The sequence below is a fragment of the Brenneria tiliae genome (genome assembly GCF_023347575.1).
Classification (GTDB): domain Bacteria; phylum Pseudomonadota; class Gammaproteobacteria; order Enterobacterales; family Enterobacteriaceae; genus Brenneria; species Brenneria corticis.
Map to the genome: position 1 here is coordinate 1 of NZ_JAKPCB010000089.1, position 16,028 is coordinate 16,028.

The 16,028-nt window shown below is 56.9% G+C and carries 13 protein-coding genes; 3 read left to right on the plus strand and 10 right to left on the minus strand.

Annotation, left to right across the window (positions count from 1 at the left end; all coding sequences use genetic code 11):
• Window positions 1–313 precede the first annotated feature (313 nt).
• The 5 genes from secF to queA form a co-directional block, all read right to left on the minus strand.
• Window positions 314–1,282 carry a protein translocase subunit SecF gene (gene secF, locus MFP24_RS03995; RefSeq protein ID WP_249229411.1) on the minus strand — a complete coding sequence of 323 codons (969 nt, stop codon included), beginning with the start codon at window positions 1,280–1,282 and terminating at the stop codon, window positions 314–316.
• A 10-nt stretch (window positions 1,283–1,292) separates the two neighbouring features.
• Window positions 1,293–3,140 (minus strand): protein translocase subunit SecD, encoded by a 1,848-nt coding sequence (gene secD / locus MFP24_RS04000; protein WP_249229410.1) that lies wholly within the window; start codon window positions 3,138–3,140, stop codon window positions 1,293–1,295.
• Window positions 3,141–3,167: 27 nt separating this feature from the next.
• Window positions 3,168–3,500 (minus strand): preprotein translocase subunit YajC, encoded by a 333-nt coding sequence (gene yajC, locus MFP24_RS04005; RefSeq protein WP_009114057.1) that lies wholly within the window; start codon window positions 3,498–3,500, stop codon window positions 3,168–3,170.
• Between the two features lie 100 nt (window positions 3,501–3,600).
• Window positions 3,601–4,746: a tRNA guanosine(34) transglycosylase Tgt gene (gene tgt, locus MFP24_RS04010; protein WP_249229409.1), complete on the minus strand. Its 1,146-nt coding sequence runs from the start codon at window positions 4,744–4,746 to the stop codon at window positions 3,601–3,603.
• 106 nt (window positions 4,747–4,852) lie between these two features.
• The gene (gene queA, locus MFP24_RS04015; protein WP_249229408.1) at window positions 4,853–5,920 is read right to left on the minus strand and encodes a tRNA preQ1(34) S-adenosylmethionine ribosyltransferase-isomerase QueA; all 1,068 of its coding nucleotides are present in this window, start codon (window positions 5,918–5,920) and stop codon (window positions 4,853–4,855) included.
• Window positions 5,921–6,032: 112 nt separating this feature from the next.
• Between queA and MFP24_RS04020 the strand changes: the two genes are divergently transcribed.
• The 3 genes from MFP24_RS04020 to MFP24_RS04030 all read left to right on the plus strand — a co-directional run bounded on the left by MFP24_RS04020 (window position 6,033) and on the right by MFP24_RS04030 (window position 8,899).
• On the plus strand, window positions 6,033–6,614 hold the full coding sequence (locus MFP24_RS04020) for an acyl carrier protein phosphodiesterase (protein WP_249229415.1): 582 nt from the start codon (window positions 6,033–6,035) through the stop codon (window positions 6,612–6,614).
• A 209-nt stretch (window positions 6,615–6,823) separates the two neighbouring features.
• On the plus strand, window positions 6,824–7,426 hold the full coding sequence (locus MFP24_RS04025) for a peroxiredoxin C (protein WP_249229407.1): 603 nt from the start codon (window positions 6,824–6,826) through the stop codon (window positions 7,424–7,426).
• Between the two features lie 201 nt (window positions 7,427–7,627).
• Window positions 7,628–8,899, plus strand: coding sequence for a mechanosensitive ion channel family protein (locus MFP24_RS04030; RefSeq protein ID WP_249229406.1), 1,272 nt, complete (start codon window positions 7,628–7,630; stop codon window positions 8,897–8,899).
• 56 nt (window positions 8,900–8,955) lie between these two features.
• Here MFP24_RS04030 and proY read toward each other — a convergent pair whose 3' ends face one another.
• The 5 genes from proY to phoB all read right to left on the minus strand — a co-directional run bounded on the left by proY (window position 8,956) and on the right by phoB (window position 15,895).
• A complete protein-coding gene (gene proY, locus MFP24_RS04035; protein WP_249229405.1) occupies window positions 8,956–10,317 on the minus strand; it encodes a proline-specific permease ProY in 1,362 nt (453 codons plus the stop codon).
• Between the two features lie 72 nt (window positions 10,318–10,389).
• Window positions 10,390–11,709: a branched-chain amino acid transport system II carrier protein gene (gene brnQ, locus MFP24_RS04040; protein WP_249229404.1), complete on the minus strand. Its 1,320-nt coding sequence runs from the start codon at window positions 11,707–11,709 to the stop codon at window positions 10,390–10,392.
• 801 nt (window positions 11,710–12,510) lie between these two features.
• A complete protein-coding gene (locus MFP24_RS04045; RefSeq protein WP_249229403.1) occupies window positions 12,511–13,617 on the minus strand; it encodes a cobalamin-independent methionine synthase II family protein in 1,107 nt (368 codons plus the stop codon).
• Between the two features lie 238 nt (window positions 13,618–13,855).
• On the minus strand, window positions 13,856–15,178 hold the full coding sequence (gene phoR, locus MFP24_RS04050; protein WP_249229402.1) for a phosphate regulon sensor histidine kinase PhoR: 1,323 nt from the start codon (window positions 15,176–15,178) through the stop codon (window positions 13,856–13,858).
• Between the two features lie 27 nt (window positions 15,179–15,205).
• Entirely contained in the window at window positions 15,206–15,895 is a 690-nt protein-coding gene (gene phoB / locus MFP24_RS04055; RefSeq protein WP_009114067.1) for a phosphate response regulator transcription factor PhoB, read from the minus strand.
• Window positions 15,896–16,028: the final 133 nt, after the last annotated feature.

A 16,028-nucleotide genomic window follows, 5' to 3' on the forward strand; every position in this document is an offset into this window, starting at 1 on the left:
GCAGGTGTTGAGGAAGGAAGGGATGCCGGAAACAGAGCGCGAGACCTTGCTGGCTCTGATGGCGGCAATCCCTGTTATTATTGAGGAAATTTATCAGGAGGATAGATTTTGAGGGGATCTCTCAGGCCAGGAGCGATTTTCAACGTCGCTTGCGACGGCCGCCATAAAAAAACCCCAACGAATGGGGTTTTCAGACCATTGACAAAGTAGCCATTGGTAATAGCAAATCCAAATCCGTCATTCCTGCAGATCCCCGCCTGCGCGGGGATGACTATACGGGAGTGGGTTCTTTTTATTACCGCATAACGCAGGCTTAAGGCAGGATCGAAGGCTGATCGGCGCCCTCTTTCTCCACTTTCTGCACCAGCAGATGCTCGCGTTTCATCCCCAGCTTCAGCGCCAGCGCGGAAGCCACGTAGATGGATGACACGGTGCCGATCGATACGCCGATCAGCATCGCCAGCGAGAACCCCGCCAGCATCGCGCCGCCGAAGATATACAGCATCAGCACCACCACCAGGGTGGTCGCCGACGTCATAATGGTACGGCTCAGGGTTTGCGTCAGCGAGACGTTCATGATCTCATAAGGCGTGCCGCGGCGAATTTTACGGAAATTCTCGCGGATACGGTCGGAGACCACGATGCTGTCGTTCAGCGAGTAGCCGATGACCGACATTAGCGACGCCACAATAGTCAGGTCGATCTCTATCTTGAAAAGAGACAGCACCCCCAAGGTGATCACCACGTCATGCGCCAGCGCGATAACCGCCCCCAGCGCCAGCCGCCATTCGAAGCGGAAGCCGACGTAAATCAGGATACAGATCAGCGCGCTCAGCAGGGCCATGCCGCCCGCCTGAGCCAGATCGCTCCCCACGCTGGGACCGACGAACTCGATGCGTTTTACCGTTGCCTGTTGCTCGGTGCCCTGATTGATAACGCTCAATACGCGGTTGCCGAGCTCCTGGCCGGAGGTGCCGACGTTCGGCGACATACGCACCATCACGTCGCGGCTGCTGCCGAAGTTCTGGATCAGCGGATCGTGAAACCCGGCGTTCTGTAATGAATCGCGGATCAGATCCAGATCGGCAGGTTTTTCAAGATTGATCTCAATCACCGTCCCCCCGGTGAAGTCCAATCCCCAGTTAAAGCCCCGTACGCCCATCACGATCAGCGAGAGGATCAGCAGCGTTCCCGAAATCAAAAACGCGACGTTATCCCAACGCATAAAGTCGTGGACCCGGCGTCCGTAGTTCAGTTGTTCAACAGTATAATCCTGTGCCACAACGCACTCCTCAGATAGACAGCTTGTTAATGCGTTTGCCGCCGTAAAGCAGGTTGACGATGGCACGAGTACCGACAATCGCCGTAAACATTGAGGTGGCTACCCCAATCGCCGTGGTGATGGCAAAGCCTTTAATCGAACCGGTACCGACAGCGTACAGGATAATCGCGGTAATCAGGGTAGTCAGGTTGGCATCCACAATACTGGAGAATGCGCCTTTATAACCTTCGTGAATCGCCTGCTGGACGCTGCGTCCGTTTCTCAGCTCTTCTTTGATACGCTCGTTTATCAGTACGTTGGCATCGACCGCCACCGCCAGCGTCAGCACGATGCCGGCAATGCCCGGCATGGTCAGCGTCGCCCCCGGCAGCAGCGACATCACGCCGACGATCATCACCAGGTTGGCGATCAGCGCGGTGGTGGCGATCACCCCGAATTTACGGTAATAGACCACCATAAAGACGATGGAGGCGACCAGGCCCCACAGGCAGGCTTCCAGACCCTGGGTGATATTCTGCATCCCCAGCGTCGGGCCGATAGTGCGCTCTTCCACAATCTGGATCGGCGCAATCAGCGCGCCGGCGCGCAGCAGCAGGGAAAGCTGGCGCGCTTCGTTCGGATTGTCGATGCCGGTAATGCGGAAGCTGTTGCCCAGACGCGACTGAATCGTCGCCACGTTGATCACTTCTTCCTGCTTCTCCAGGATCGCCCGGCCGTTGGCGTCTTTCTTGCCGCTGTCCTTGTATTCAACGAACAGCGTCGCCATCAGCTTGCCGATGCTGTCCTTGGTGAAGTTGGACATGGTGTTGCCGCCGGCGCTGTCCAGTGAAATATTCACCTGCGGACGGTTGTATTCATCGGTGCTCGAGGTGGAGTCGGTGATGTGGTCGCCGGTCAGAATAACGCGCTTGAACAGCACGACCGGCGCGCCGTCACGCATGTTCTTCAATTCGGAATCGCCCGGCACGCGGCCGTTGGCCGCCGCGGTGGCGTCGGCGTCGCTGTTCACCAGACGGAATTCCAGCGTGGCGGTCGCCCCCAGAATTTCCTTGGCCCGGGCGGTGTCCTGAATCCCCGGCAGTTCGACGACGATACGGTCGGCGCCCTGACGCTGCACCAGCGGTTCGGCGACGCCCAGCTGGTTGACGCGGTTACGCAGGATATTGATGTTTTGCTGCACCGCATATTCGCGCGCTTCGCGCAGGCGCTCGTTGCTCATTACCGCGCGCAGCAGATTGCCGCCGCTGGCGCTGATGACCAGAACGCGGTGGCGACTGGTCAGATAGCTCACGCCGTCATCCCGGGTCTGCGCATCGCGGAAACGCACTTCGACGCCGTAATTTTCGGTTTTACGCACTGCGGCGTAAGGGATGTTTTTCTCGCGCAGATCGCTGCGCAGCGAATCCAGGGTCTGTTCTTGCAGCTTGCCCAATGCGGTATCCATATCCACTTCCATCAGGAAGTGAACGCCGCCGCGCAGGTCGAGCCCCAGCTTCATCGGTTCCGCGCCCAGGACGCGCAGCCAGGTCGGGGTGGCCGGAGCCAGGTTGAGCGCCACAACAAATTTGTCGCCCAGTTCAGTGAGGAGAGCTTCACGGGCGCGGATCTGAACGTCCGGGTTGGAGAAGCGAGCCAGAATCGCACCGTTTTCCAATGCAATCGACTTACTGGTGATATTTTGCTCTTTTAATACATTCTGGACTTGGATCAGCGTCGTTTCGCTGGCGGCGGTTCCCCGCGCGCCAGTAACTTGTACCGCCGGATCCTCACCATACAGGTTAGGAAGCGCATAGAGCAGACCGATGAGCAAAGCCACGATCAGCGTCAGGTACTTCCACAAAGGATAACGGTTTAACACGGCAGTTCCCTTCGGGAAAATCAAAAATTACAGGGCTTTAATCGTGCCCTTCGGCAGTACGGAAGCCACGAAATCACGTTTGATAACCACTTCATTGGTGTCATTCAACGCAATGGCGATGTAGCCGGTTTCAGACACTTTCGTCACCCGCCCGACCAGACCGCCGGTGGTCAGAACCTCATCACCCTTGGTGATGGAATCCATTAATTTTTTATGTTCCTTGGCGCGTTTCTGCTGCGGACGCAGGATCATAAAGTAGAAAATCAGACCGAAAACGGCCAGCATGATAACCAGAGAGTACGGGCTTCCCTGAGCCGGAGCGCCAGTCGCTGCTACAGCATCGGAGATAAAAAGACTCATTTAAATTTCCTCTTTTTTGTCAAAAAGATAAGCTATCGAAAGATAGGCTATCAACGTTACAACAGTGAATAATATAAAAAACACATTTCAAAGCTGGCGGTCAGTTACTGTCAGCAACGTTTTTTTCAGCAAGCGGCGGTATCGGTTTGCCGATCCGTTGGTAAAAATCCACCACAAAGCGCTCTAATTTACCCTCTTCGATGGCCTGACGTAAACCCGCCATCAAACGTTGATAATAACGCAAATTATGGATGGTATTGAGCCGCGCCCCGAGTATTTCGTTGCAACGGTCAAGATGATGCAAGTAGGCGCGGCTATAATTGCGACACGTGTAGCAATCACAATGCTCGTCAAGCGGGCTCACATCGTCCTTGTGCTGCGCATTGCGGATTTTCACCACGCCGTCGGTGACGAACAGATGACCGTTGCGCGCGTTGCGCGTCGGCATCACGCAGTCAAACATATCAATGCCGCGCCGCACGCCTTCCACCAAATCCTCCGGCTTGCCGACGCCCATCAGGTAGCGCGGCTTATCCGCCGGGATCTGCGGACAGACGTGCTCCAGAATACGGTGCATGTCCGCTTTCGGCTCGCCAACCGCCAAACCGCCCACAGCGTACCCATCAAAGCCAATGTCTACCAGCCCTTTTACCGATACGTCACGTAAATCTTCGTAAACGCCGCCCTGAATAATGCCGAACAGGGCATTGTTATTATTCAGTTCGTCAAAACGCTGACGGCTACGCTTCGCCCAGCGCAGGGACATCTCCATCGAGCGCTTGGCATAGTCCCAGTCGGCGGGGTAAGGGGTGCATTCGTCAAAGATCATCACCACGTCCGAGCCCAGATCGTACTGGATTTCCATCGATTTTTCCGGGCTGAGGAAAATGGCGTCGCCGTTGATGGGGTTACGGAAATGCACGCCCTCTTCGGTGATCTTGCGGATATCCCCCAGGCTGAACACCTGGAAACCGCCGGAGTCGGTGAGGATCGGCCCGTGCCACTGCATGAAATCATGCAGGTCGCCGTGCAATTTCATAATTTCCTGGCCGGGACGCAGCCACAGGTGAAAGGTATTACCCAGCAGGATCTGCGCGCCGGTCTCTTTTACTTCTTCCGGCGTCATCCCTTTTACCGTGCCGTAGGTGCCCACCGGCATAAACGCCGGGGTTTCCACCACGCCGCGTTCAAAAATCAGTCTGCCGCGCCGGGCCCGGCCGTCGGTTGTTTGCAGTTCGTACTTCACTTAACCTCCAGCATCGGAAAAACAGTCCGATGTTGATGTTGATAATATCAAATGAACGCCTGACAGAGCCTGGTCTGCGGCGCGTATGGACGATCGGGCCGGGAAACTATCCGGCTTGCTCCTGTTCCGCCGCGGGGTTGCGGGTAATAAACATCGCATCGCCATAGCTGAAAAAGCGGTATTGCTCGGCCACCGCCTGCCGGTAGGCGGACAGGGTGTGCCGATAGCCGGCAAACGCCGACACCAGCATAATCAGCGTGGATTCGGGCAGGTGAAAGTTGGTCACCAGCGCATCGATAATCCGGTAGCGATAGCCGGGATAGATAAAGATCCGCGTGTCGCCGAAAAACGGCGCAATCAGCGCATCCTTGCTGGCCTGCGCGGCGCTTTCCAGCGAACGCACAGACGTGGTGCCGACCGCCACCACCTTGTTTCCGCGCCCTTTACAGGCCAGCACCGCGTCAACCACCGCCTGCGGCACCTCGGCATATTCGGCGTGCATCACGTGATCTTCTATCGACTCCACCCGCACCGGCTGAAAGGTTCCGGCCCCGACGTGCAGGGTGACGAACGCCATTTCCACGCCCTTTTCACGCAGCGCCGCCAGCATGGGTTCATCAAAATGCAATCCGGCCGTCGGCGCGGCCACCGCGCCCGGACGCTGGCTGTACACCGTCTGATACAGCTCGCGGTCGGCCTCTTCGTCCGGCCGGTCTATATAAGGCGGCAGCGGAATATGGCCGATGGCGTTCAGAATCGACAATACGTCGCGGGAGTCGTCGAAATGCAGTTCAAACAATGCGTCATGGCGGGCCGCCATCGTCGCCCGAACGCTCTCGTCGTCGCCCAGCAGCAGCTCGGTTCCGGGCTTGGGCGCTTTCGACGCGCGCACGTGGGCCAGCACCCGGCGTTCATCCAGCACCCGCTCGACCAGCACCTCCAGCTTGCCGCCGCTGGCCTTGCGGCCGAACAGCCGCGCGGGGATCACCCGCGTATCGTTGAACACCAGCAGATCGCCCGCATCCAGCTTATTCAGCAAATCGGTAAACACCTCGTGCGTCACCTTTCCCGTCGGCCCGTCCAGCGACAGCAGCCGGCAACCGCTGCGCTGCGCCTGTGGGTAGTGGGCAATCAATGATTCGGGAAGTTCAAACGAAAAATCGGCAACGCGCATGACAATTCACTTAGCTGGTTAATACGTTAAAAAAGGCGGCCTAGTCTAGAGCCGCGAGCGGCAGGCTGCAAGAAATAAGCACGCGGCGGACGCAATGCATTATACTGTCGCCATGAATTTTCTTGCTCACCTCCACCTGGCCGCGCTGGCCGACAGTTCGCTGTTAGGCAATCTGATGGCGGATTTCGTCCGCGGCAATCCCCAGGACGGCTACCCCGCCGATATCGTCGCGGGCATTCGTCTGCATCGCCGGGTCGATTCACTGACCGACAGCCTGCCGGAGGTGAAACAGGCGCGCCGGCATTTCAGCGCCGACTACCGCCGCGTCGCGCCGATTACGCTGGATGTGTTATGGGATCACTTTCTCGCCCGCCACTGGCAACGGCTGGAGCCGCGGATATCGCTCTCCTCCTTTGTCAGCCAGGCGCAGGGGCAAATTACGCCGCATCTGGCGCAAACGCCCGATCGCTTTCAGCATCTGAATCGCTATTTGTGGCCGGAACGCTGGCTGGAACGCTATGCGGAACTGCCGTTTATTGCCGAGGTGCTGCACAGAATGTCGCTTCGGCGGCCTAAACTGGCGGCGCTTTCCGGCTCGTTCGGCGATATCGAGCAAAACTATGCGCAATTTGAAACGCTTTTCTGGCAATTCTATCCGCGGATGATGGCGCTGGCGCAGGCACAGCGGCTGTAAACCGGCGCGTTTATCGGCATCCTTCCGCTTATTATCCTTATATTTAGCATGGTTAACGCCAGGCTATGATATATATGCCCTATTGGTTCAATGGGTAAAAGCTATCTCATCGATTGGTCTCTTTGCCTGTATTCGCCGCGCTAAAATCCCTATACTTACTGCTGTTTTGTACATCACTCCACCATTAACGACAAATTACAGGAGTAATTATGGTACTGGTCACTCGTCAAGCCCCTGACTTCACCGCCGCGGCCGTTCTCGGCAGCGGCGAAATCGTTGAAAATTTCAACCTGAAAAAACATATCGACGGTAAAGCAGCGGTGATCTTCTTCTGGCCGATGGATTTTACCTTTGTCTGCCCGTCGGAACTGATCGCCTTCGATCACCGTTACGCCGAATTCCAGCAGCGCGGCGTTGAAGTGGTCGGCGTCTCTTTCGACTCCGAGTTCGTGCATAACGCCTGGCGTCAAACCCCGATCGCCAAAGGCGGCATCGGCGAAGTAAAATATGCGATGGTCGCCGACGTTAAACGCGAGATCCAGAAAGCCTACGGAATCGAACACCCGGACGCCGGCGTGGCGCTGCGCGGATCTTTCCTGATCGACAAAGAGGGCATCGTGCGTCATCAGGTGGTGAACGATCTGCCGCTGGGCCGCAATATCGATGAGATGCTGCGCATGGTCGACGCGCTGCAGTTCCACGAAGAGCACGGCGAAGTGTGCCCGGCCCAGTGGGAAAAAGGCAAATCCGGCATAGGCGCGTCACCGGACGGCGTAGCGAAATACCTGACGGAAAACGCCGACAAGCTGTAATCCCGCCGTACTTTCCCCTAAGCCAGCGGCCCAAGGCCGCTGGCTTTTTTATATCCCCCGCTTAGCGTTCTTTTCCTGCTATTGTCATCCCCTTCAGGCCCTAAAAACAAAAATTGACGGACCGCGCCCAAAATCTTTAGCCTAGGGTACGCACCATAAACACCCCCCGGCCGGTTTGCCGATATAAAAAAGAGGAAACGCATGCAACAAAATCTTGCACTGTGGCTGGAAAACGCGGGAATGCAACAGGCTGGCATGATTGCGCTACTGATTGTTCTCGGGCTGATATTGCTGATTTCAGCCGTCATCCATCTGATTCTTCATCAGGTGGTGTTAAAAAGAGTGGTATTACGTTCGTTAACCAAATCGGACAACGCCGGCGCCCCCGGATGGAAGCAGGCGTTAACGCAGCATAATCTGTTTAACCGCCTGGCCTTTCTGCTGCAGGGCATTATTCTCAATATCCAGGTGGTGCTGTGGCTGCCGTCGCACAGTGAAACCCGTGAAGCGCTGGTGATCTGTTCTCAGGTCTGGATCATGATCTTCGCTTTGCTGGTGCTGTTTTCGCTGCTTGATATCCTTCTTACCGTTTCATCGCGTTCGAAGGTCGCCACCCAGCTGCCGCTGCGGGGAATATTTCAAAGCCTGAAGCTGATCGCCACCATCGTGATCGGCATTATGGTGGTGTCGCTGCTGATAGGAAAATCGCCGTTGATTCTGATCAGCGGTCTGGGGGCGATGACCGCCGTCCTGATGCTGGTGTTCAAAGATCCGATTATGGGGCTGGTCGCGGGGATTCAGCTCTCGGCCAATAATATGCTGTTGCTGGGGGACTGGCTGGAAATGCCGAAATACGGCGCCGACGGCGCGGTAATCGATATCGGATTGACCACGGTTAAAGTCAAAAACTGGGACAATACCGTCACCACCATCCCCACCTACGCCCTGATATCGGACTCGTTCAAAAACTGGCGCGCCATGTCGGAATCGGGCGGCCGCCGCATCAAGCGCAGCGTCAATATCGACACCACCAGCGTGCATTTTATGACCGAAGCCGAACAGCAGCGGCTGCTGCGCAGCAGGCTGCTCTCGCCGTATATCGCGCACAAGACCAATGAATTGCAGCAGTATAACGCGCAGGACGGCGTCGATCTCTCCTCCCCGCTCAACGGACGCCGGCTGACCAACCTGGGGACGTTCCGCGCCTATCTTCAGGCTTATCTGCGCGCGCATTCGGGGATTCATAAAGGCATGACGCTGATGGTGCGCCAGCTGGCGCCGACGCCGGAAGGCTTACCGCTGGAAATTTACGCCTTTACCAATACCACCGCCTGGGTGGAGTACGAAAGCATACAGGCGGACATCTTCGACCATATCTTCGCCGTTATGCCGGAATTCGATTTGCGCGTGCATCAGACGCCGACCGGCTATGATATGCAGGCGCTGGCGCGCCATGTGGTTGCCGCCCGTTAACTCACCGCCCGCGGCAAGTAAAACGGGGATAAAACCTTTATCCCCGTATGCCCGCCCTACCGCCGCTGATGGCGCAGCTTGATCAGGTAGCCCGCCAGCAGCAGTACGATCCAGATAACGCCGACATAAAGCGAAACCCGCGTCGCCGGGAAGTAGCCGATCAAGCCGATAATAAACAACAGGAAAATGATGGCGCACAGCGAGGTCGCCGTACCGCCGCGCAGCGGGAAAGCCAGCGACTTCACTTCCTCGCGGCTCAGGCGGCGGCGGAAAGCGATTTGCGAGCACAGGATCATAATCCATACCCAAACGGTGGCGAACGTCGCCAGCGAGGCGATAACCAGAAAGACTTTGCCCGGCATGATGTAGTTCAGATATACCGCCACCAGCAGCGCCGTGATCATCACCATCACCGTTACCCACGGGATCCCGCGACGGGAAAGGCGGGTAAAGATTTGCGGCGCATGGCCCTGCTCGGCCATGCCGTGCAGCATGCGGCCGACGCCGAACACATCGCTGTTAATCGCCGACAGCGAGGCGGTGATCACCACAAAATTGAGGATGCCGGCGGCGGCGGTAATCCCCAGATGCTGGAACGTCAGCACAAAGGGGCTGCCTTGGGTGCCGACCTGGTTCCAGGGGTAGATCGACATGATCACAAACAGCGTGCCCACATAGAACACCAGAATGCGCCAGGGAACGGAATTGATGGCCCGGGGAATGGATTTTTGCGGATCCTTGGCCTCGCCGGCGGTAATACCGATAATTTCCACCCCGCCGTAAGCAAACATCACCATCTGCAACGAGAGGATCATCCCCATCACGCCGTTACTGAAGAACCCGCCGTTGGTCCAGAGGTTATGGATGCCGGTGGGCTCGCCGCCGTTGCCGATGCCCCAGACGATAATACCGATCCCCGCCAAAATCATAATAATGATGGTGGCGACCTTGAAGAAAGAGAGCCAGAACTCCAGCTCGCCGAAGACTTTCACATTCATCAGGTTAATGGCGCCGATAATCAGCACCACGCTCAGCACCCAGATCCAGTGGGGAACCTCCGGGAACCACACGCCCATATAAATGCCGAATGCGGTGACGTCGGCAATGGCGACGATCAGCATCTCGAAGCAGTAGGTCCAGCCGGTGATATAGCCCGCCAGCGGCCCGAGATAATCCTGCGCATAGCGGGAAAAAGAGCTGGACTGCGGGTTATGCACCGACATTTCGCCCAGCGCCCGCATAATGATATAAGCCACGACCCCGCCGATCAGGTAAGCCAGCAGGACGCTGGGCCCGGCCATCTGAATGGCGTTGGCCGAACCATAAAAAAGACCGGTTCCGATCGCCGAACCCAGGGCGATAAAACGGATATGCCGCGTACTTAGCCCACGCTTAAGCCTGGCGGTTTGTTGTTCCATAGATAAGCAACCTGTTGAAAAAGAAAAACCACAGGCTATTGCCTGTGGCGCATACATCCCAAATCGACCGCGTTATTGATGTACTCTGGCTTCCTGATGAGCACCCAGCCGGTCGTAAATCGCCGCCGCCAGCAACACCACCAACGATGGCGGCAGCCAGGCCAGCCCCTGCTCGCTCAGCGGCAGGCGCAGGCTCCACGCCGGCAACAGCGCGTTGAAGGCCGACGATTTTATACCATCAATCAGGCCGAACAACAGGCTGACCAACATAACCGGCGCCACAATACGCGAATTGTTATTCCACCAGGAGCGCGTAAAGCTCAGCAATACCAGAATGATGCAGGGGGGATAGATTGCCGTCAGCACCGGGACGGAGAGCTGAATCAGGTGGCTTAAACCAAGGTTGGACACCACCATGGAGAAACCGCCCAGCACAAAGACCAGCGTACGGTATGAGAACGGCAGATACTGCGCGAAGAACTCCGCACAGGCGCAGGTCAGACCGACCGCCGTTACCATGCAGGCGATAAATATCAGCAACGCCAGAAAACTGCTGCCCAGGCCGCCAAACGTGTGCTGGACGTAGGCATGCAGAATTTCGGCGCCGTTGGAGGCCTCCGGCACCAAAGCGCCGCTGGCGGCGCCCAGTTGGAACAGGCTCAGGTAGACCAGCGTCAGGCCGATGCCGGCAATCAGCACCGCCCATATGGTGTAGCGCGTCAGCAGTTGCGCGCTATCAACGCCGCGCGAACGGGCGGCGTTGACGATAACGATACCGAACACCATCGCGCCCAGCGTATCCATGGTGAGATAGCCGTTCACAAAACCGTTGGAGAATGGCACATGCTGATAGGTTTCCGTCGCCGGGATGGGCGAACCGGCCGGCCACAGCACCGCGGCGATGCCCAGTACCGTCAGGGCGGCGATTTTCAGCGGCGCCAGCACGTGACCTACCGTATCCAGCAGTTTTCCGGGGTATAACGAAACCGCGATGACGATCGCAAAGTAGATCAGGCTATAAATCAGCAGCGGAGAAGCCGCGTTTCCCACCAGCGGCGCCAGCCCGACCTCAAACGAGACCGTGGCCGTACGCGGCGTGGCGAACAGCGGGCCAACCGCCAGATAGCAGACGGTCGCCAATACCACCCCCGCCTTTTTGCCGATCGGGGAGCTTAATGCGTCAATACCGCCGCCGACGCGCGCCAGCGCCACGACGGTCAGCACCGGCAACCCCACCGCGGTAAGCAGAAAGCCGGCCGCGGCCATCCAGACGTGTTCGCCCGCCAGTAACCCCACCATCGGCGGGAAAATGATATTCCCCGCGCCGACAAACAGGGCAAAGGTCATAAAACCTAATGCCATGATATCTTTGGACGTTAAACGATGACTCATAGTTATGTCGCGTTGCCTGTATAAATCGATAAGAAGAAGAAAAAACTGTGCTGCTACCACCGTCCTTCAGCCAAGACAAAGGCGGCGTGCAGATTTATAGGAGTTTGTTTTTGGCGCACAGCCATATTGGGGGGCAATTAGAACGTTTATAGCGCTAAAAGACAAGCCGATATCGAAAAACTAGAGTTTTCAACTGAATTAAATAATGTAAACAACAGATAATATCAACTATCGTAAATTACCTGATACATGATTTGTGCATTTAAAGACGATACATTGCAATAAACTGCACAAAAATCATAAAAAATGCATGATGAAGCCATAGAATAAACTTATGGGATAAAAAAACGCCGGGAGTCTGAGGAATCCCCACAAATCAGGGAAAGGAATGTCTGTAAGCTTGGTGAGGGTTTCGTGCACGCTAACCTCAGTCGATTTCTGCAACCGTCGCTGCACGCGCCCGACACGAGGCGGCTCAGTCGCCGCCGCCCCGTGGCCCCGGGCTTTTCGCAAAATCGCGTCGCTACGCGATGCCTTCGGCGTTCGTGACCGCTGATCGGGCCGCCATTGACGCGCTCCCGGCGCGGCACTGGCTTTCGCCGCGTCCCTGCGGCTCACCCGGCGGTCACGCCCACCTCAGCGCGATTTTTTACGCGAAGGAAAACCTTTAAAAGACCACATCCTGCTATCTAAGACGATCTATCAAATAATACTTAATTATTTTCTGGGGATTCCTCTCGCCAGGAGCGGTTTTCAACGTCGCTCCCGGCGCGGAGGATCTTCAGTATAAAAACGAGGCGATCACCAAACCCGATCGGCGATATCGACCACCAGCCTCAGCTTATTCCACTGCTGCTCTTCCGTCAGGCTGTTGCCCTCTTCGGTGGAGGCGAAGCCGCACTGCGGGCTAAGGCAAAGCTGGTTGATATCGACGAACTTCGCCGCTTCTGCAATACGCGCCTGAACGCTTTGCGCATTTTCCAGTTCGCCGTTTTTAGTGGTAATCAGTCCTAGCACCACCTGCTGATGACCCGGCTTGATAAAGCGTAACGGCTCAAAACCCCCGGCGCGTTCCGTGTCGTACTCCAGGAAGAAAGCGTCCACATTCACTTCGCCAAACAGCGTTTTCGCCACGGGTTCGTATCCGCCTTCCGAAATCCAGGTAGAGCGGAAATTGCCGCGGCAGACGTGCAGCCCAATCACCAGATCGGCCGGCTTATCCGCCAGCGCCTTGTTCAGCACCGCGGCGTAGGTGCGCACCAGCTGGTCGGGATCTTCGCCGCGCTCGCGGATCTGGCGCTTTTGATCGTCCGAGCACAAATAGGCCCACACGGTATCGTCCAGCTGCAGGTAACGGCAGCCGGCATTGTAAAAGGCGTGGATCGCATCGCGCCAGGTTTGCGCCAGATCGTCGAAATAGTCCGCCAGATCCGGGTATACCGTGCTGTCTATCGCTTTACGGCCGCCGCGGAAATGCAGCACGCTGGGGCTGGGAATGGTTATTTTCGCCACCGCATCCCCCGCAATGCCGTTCAGATAGCGGAAATCCTCCAGCATCGGGTGCCGCGGATTAAAGCTCACTTTCCCCGTCACTTTAATGCCCAGCGACTTGGTCTGAATACCGTTGAACTGGATCCCCTGCTCGGCTTCGTAGCGTTCAACGCCGTTCAGCTCGCCGAAGAAGTCAAAATGCCACCAGCTGCGGCGCAGCTCGCCATCCGTCACCACCTGCAGGCCCGTTTCGCGCTGCCGCTCGACAATCCGCAGGATTTCCCGATCTTCTATTTGCCGCAGTTGCAGCGCATCAATCTCGCCGGACTGATACTGCAGGCGGGCCTGCTTGATCGCCGCCGGACGCAGCAAACTGCCGACGACGTCGGCGCGGAATGGGGGAAGTGTTTTAGCCATGGTCGCTCCTGGTTGCCGGCCCGCGCCCCGATGGGCGACGGCGGCGAAATAGTGGAATAATGGGCAGCCTGCGTGATAGTCACCGACGGCAACCATTCAGACATCTGGACGTCTAAATTTACCGTATGCTGCCACGCGCCCGATTCGCGGGCAATTGAAGAATTTTCACCGTGATTGAGTAAATTTCAAGTTTATGCCTCCCCCCCGTCTCAAGGTTAAGCAATGGCGTCCGCCGCCGTCAGGCTAAGGGTTTCACGGTATTTTCAGCCGCGGACGCAGGCGCAATCAGCCGATTCGGCAGCGTAAACACAAAGCGCGAACCGGCCCCCTGCTCACTGAGGATCTCCAGCCGGGAATCATGGTGGCTGAGCGCGTGTTTGACGATCGCCAGCCCTAATCCGCTGCCGCCGGTCTGCCGCGAACGCGCCTTATCGACGCGATAAAAGCGCTCCGTCAGGCGCGGCAGATGTTCACCGGCGATCCCAGGCCCGTTGTCGCTCACCTGAAACTGCGCGCCCTGCGGCGTTTTCTGCCAGCAAACCTCAATACGCGTGCCCGTCGGCGTATGGTTAACGGCGTTGTAGACCAGATTGGAAACCGCGCTGCGCAACTGTTCTTCGTTGCCGAAAATCTGCAGTTGCTCATTCACCCGAAAAACCAGCTCGTGGCGATCCTGGCTCAGCGCCTGGGCTTCACGCTGCAAGACGCGCAGCATCAGCGGCATATCCACCTTCTCGTTGAGATCGATCGCCGCCGCCGCTTCGATACGCGATAACGTCAGCAGCTGTTTTACCAGTCCGTCCATACGCCGCGTTTGCTCCTGCATGGTATTCAGCGCCTTGTTGCGCAGGGCGTTATCCAGCGTTTCATCCTGCATCATCTCCAGATAGCCCTGCAATACCGTCAGCGGGGTGCGCAGCTCATGACTCACATTGGCGAAAAAGTTGCGTCTGGCGCCTTCCAACTGGTGCATCTGCGTAATATCGCGCGCCACCATCAGCAGTTGCCCTTCCGAATAGGGCATCACGCGGAATTCGACGTGGTGGGCGTTATTCAGCTGCAGCGTCAGCGGACGGCTGAAATCCCGCCTTTTCATATAGTCGGCGAATTCGGGATAACGCAGCAGGTTGAGGATATTCTGCCCGTTATCTTCCGGCCAGCGGAAGCTGAGCAGGTGTTGCGCCAGATGATTACACCAGAAAATGGCGCCCTCTTCGGTGGTGATCACCAGCGCATCCGGCAAGGATTCGGCGCCGCTGCGAAAACGCTTAATCAACAGCGCCAGCTCGCGCCGCCGCCGCCGGTTGCGCAGTTGCATCTGATAAAGACCGTAGAACAGCGGTTCCCAGCTCCAGCGGCCGGGCGGCGGGGTCATGCTGCGATCGACCCACAGCCAATAGGAGAGTTTAAGCTGGTTATAAAAATTCCAGCACAGCGCCGCCAGAACGGCGGCTAACAGAAACCAGGGCAGATAGCCGAAGATCAATCCCAGTAATAGCGCGGGCAGACAAAAAAAAGCCAACTCCAGCGCCAGCCTTTTCCATGAGAGAGGTTCTAGCACGTTAATGTTTCTCCGCTACGGCAACCTTCAATAACGCGTTGAAAAACGATACCCCGTTCCCCGAACGGTCTGCACCATTTTGTCATGCCCGCTGGTTTCCAACGCCTTGCGCAGCCGGCGGATATGCACATCAACGGTACGATCTTCCACATAAACGTTAGTGCCCCACACATGATTCAGCAACTGCTCGCGGCTGTAAACCCGCTCAGGGTGCGTCATAAAGAAGTGCAGCAGTTTAAATTCCGTGGGCCCCATATCCAGCGCGAGTTCTTCCGTCGTCACCCGGTGGGAGGAGGGATCGAGGCTCAATCCGCGCATTTCAATCACCTCTTCAACCGCCATCGGCGAAATGCGGCGCATCACCGCCTTAATTCGCGCCACCAGCTCCTTGGGGGAAAACGGCTTGGTAATGTAATCATCCGCGCCGACTTCCAGCCCACGCACGCGGTCCTCTTCCTCGCCGCGCGCGGTCAGCATCATAACCGGGATATCGCGGGTAAGCGCCTCGCGTTTCATATGCTTGATAAACTGCAGGCCCGAACCGCCCGGCAGCATCCAGTCCAGCAGCACCAGCTCTGGAAAAGGCTCCGACAGTTGCGTTACCGCGCTGTCATAATCTTCGGCCTCGACCGGCTGATAACCATTCTGCTCCAGTACGAAGCATACCATTTCCCGAATCGGTGCTTCATCTTCCACGACCAATATGCGTCTAGCCATCATTAATCCTGCCATTAATCATCGTCGCCGTTGCATGCGGAAGGCATTATGCGTCAGTTTTGTGACAGATTTATTAAAAGGATTTTTTCAACCTCGCACAATAACGGCCCGACGCATTTTCGAGCCGCTTTCC